Source organism: Nocardiopsis lucentensis DSM 44048 (assembly GCF_000341125.1).
GTDB lineage: Bacteria > Actinomycetota > Actinomycetes > Streptosporangiales > Streptosporangiaceae > Nocardiopsis > Nocardiopsis lucentensis.
Genome location: NZ_ANBC01000587.1, coordinates 1 through 2574, shown reverse-complemented (window position 1 = coordinate 2574; position 2574 = coordinate 1). Strand labels below are relative to the sequence as shown.

2 protein-coding genes are annotated in these 2574 nt (G+C 71.2%); one reads left to right on the top strand and one right to left on the bottom strand.

The features are described 5' to 3' along the window. Positions 1–47 precede the first annotated feature (47 nt). Positions 48–1466, bottom strand: coding sequence for a GuaB1 family IMP dehydrogenase-related protein (locus D471_RS0120750; protein WP_017600399.1), 1419 nt, complete (start codon positions 1464–1466; stop codon positions 48–50). A 225-nt stretch (positions 1467–1691) separates the two neighbouring features. Here D471_RS0120750 and D471_RS0120745 point away from each other — a divergent pair. Further along, the coding region (locus D471_RS0120745; protein WP_017600398.1) for a CDP-alcohol phosphatidyltransferase family protein at positions 1692–2574 on the top strand (883 nt) is incomplete at its 3' end.

Here is a 2574-nt window from a genome sequence, read left to right as displayed (position 1 = left end):
CCCCCCCCCCCCCCCCGGCCGAGGCTACGAGGGCGCGGAAGACACGGTCACCAGCTGGTCGGGACCGGGCGTCCCTCGTTGTAGCCCGCGGCGCTCTGCACGCCCACGACCGCGCGCTCGTGGAACTCGGCGAGCGAGGTGGCGCCCGCGTACGTCATCGAGCTGCGCACACCGGCGATGATCTGGTCGATGAGGTCCTCCACGCTCGGCCGCTCCGGGTCCAGGTACATGCGGCCCGTGGAGATGCCCTCCTCGAACAGGGCCTTGCGGGCGCGGTCGAACGGGGAGTCGTCGGCGGTGCGGAGCTTGACCGCCCTGGCCGACGCCATGCCGAAGCTCTCCTTGTACTGCCTGCCCTCGGCGTCGCGCATGACGTCGCCGGGGGACTCGTAGGTACCGGCGAACCACGAACCCACCATGACGTTGGACGCGCCGGCGGCCAACGCGAGCGCGACGTCGCGCGGGTGGCGCACACCGCCGTCCGCCCACACGTGCTTGCCCAGCTCCCGGGCGGCCTCCGCGCACTCCAGCACGGCGGAGAACTGCGGGCGGCCGACCGCGGTCATCATGCGGGTCGTGCACATCGCGCCGGGGCCCACACCGACCTTGACGATGTCCGCGCCCGCCTCGATGAGGTCCCGGGTGCCCCGGGCGGTGACGATGTTGCCCGCCACGATCGGCACGGACGGCGACAGCGCGCGCACCTTGGCGATCGCGGAGATCATCTTCTCCTGGTGGCCGTGCGCGGTGTCGATCACCAGTGTGTCCGCGCCGGCGGACAGCAGTTCGGCGGCCTTGCCCGCNGCCGCCGCCACACGGAGGCGGTTCCGGTCGTCGACGGAGGGCGTGTACAGGGTGGAGCGCAGGGCGCCGGTCCGCGTCAGGACGCCCACCAGGGCGCCGCCACCGTCGACCACCGGGGCCAGGCGGTGCCGGTAGTCGTGCAGGATCCCGAACGCGTCCTGGGGCTCGGTGTCCGCCGGGATGGTCACCAGCTCGGTGGACATCACGTCGCGCAGCTGCGCGAAGCGGTCGACGCCGGAGCAGTCGGCCTCGGTGACCACGCCGACCGGGCGGCGTTCGTCGTCGACCACGATCACGGCGTTGTGCGCCCGCTTGGGCAGCAGGTTGAGCGCCTCACCGACGGTGCTGGTCGGGTTGAGCGTGATGGCGGTGTCGTGGACCAGGTGCCGCTCCTTGGTCCACTTGACCACGTCGGACACCACCTCGATCGGGATGTCCTGCGGGATGACCGCGACACCGCCGCGCCGGGCGACGGTCTCGGCCATCCGGCGCCCGGCGACCGCGGTCATGTTCGCCACGACCAGCGGGATGGTGGTGCCGGTGCCGTCCTGCGACGACAGGTCCACGCTCAGCCGCGAGCCCACGGCGCTGCGGGACGGGACCATGAACACGTCGCTGTAGGTCAGGTCCTGCTGCGGGACCTGGTCGTTGAGAAAACGCAATGCCTCTACCTCGGTCGAGACCGAAGGGGGTGGACCACTCCGCTGCTGCTCGCGCAGGCGGCGCCTGTTGATCCCCCTCTTACCTGTCAAGTATGCCGTCACCGATTAGGTTGCACGACCCCCATCTGGCATGATGGGCCGGATTCCCGCTGTCACAGCCCTTCCCGGCCCCACGCCGCGTGCCGCCGGGTCCGCTCACGGGACGGGCGCTTCTGGAGAGCCCGCATGCCGCGTTTCACGCTCGCTCATGTCAAGGCGGAGACCTACAAGGCCAGGGACGCCTGGTGGACGGTCTTCCTCGTCGATCCCCTCGCCGGGCGGCTGGTGGTCTGGACCGCCAACCGCACGAACATCACCCCGAACCAGCTCACGCTCGGTGCGGGCGTTCTGGGACTGCTGTCCGCCGTCTGCTTCGCCGTGCCCGCGTGGGAGGGGTCGGCGGGTTGGGCCTGGCTGCTGCTGGGGGCCCTGCTCTTCCACCTCAGCTTCGTGCTCGACTGCATGGACGGAAAGATCGCCCGTCTCAAGGGCACCGGTTCGGTGTTCGGCTCGTGGGTCGACTTCGTCTTCGACCGCATCCGGTTCTTCGGCTGCGTGATGGCCCTGCTCATCGGCCAGTGGGCCGCCACGGGCAGTGTCGCCTACCTCATCGCCGCTCCGGTCGTGGTCTTCTTCGACCTGCTGCGCTACCTCAACGCCTCGCAGGTCGCCAAGACCCGCCGGTCGATGAAGCGCGCCCTGGCCGCGGCCGCGGGGGAGGCCGAGCCAGCGGCCACCGCGGAGGAGGACCCGGAGAACGACGCCGCCGACGCCCCGGCCGCGGCGGGGGCGTCCGCCCCGACCAGCCTGTACGCCCGGGTCCGCGACCAGCTGCTCCGGCGCCGTGTGCGCCCGCACCTGTTCAGCGGTATCGAGTTCGAGATGTTCCTGTGCGTGGTCGCTCCGGTGACCGCGCTGATCTCGCTCGTGTCGCCGGTGGAGAGCCTGATCCTGCCGGTCGCGGTGTTCTCGTGCGCGGCGCTGGGCTTCTTCGAGGCGGTCCTGGTCGCGCGGCTGTGGAAGGAGACGCGCCGTTTCGAGACACGTTCCCGTGAACTCGCGGCCGTCG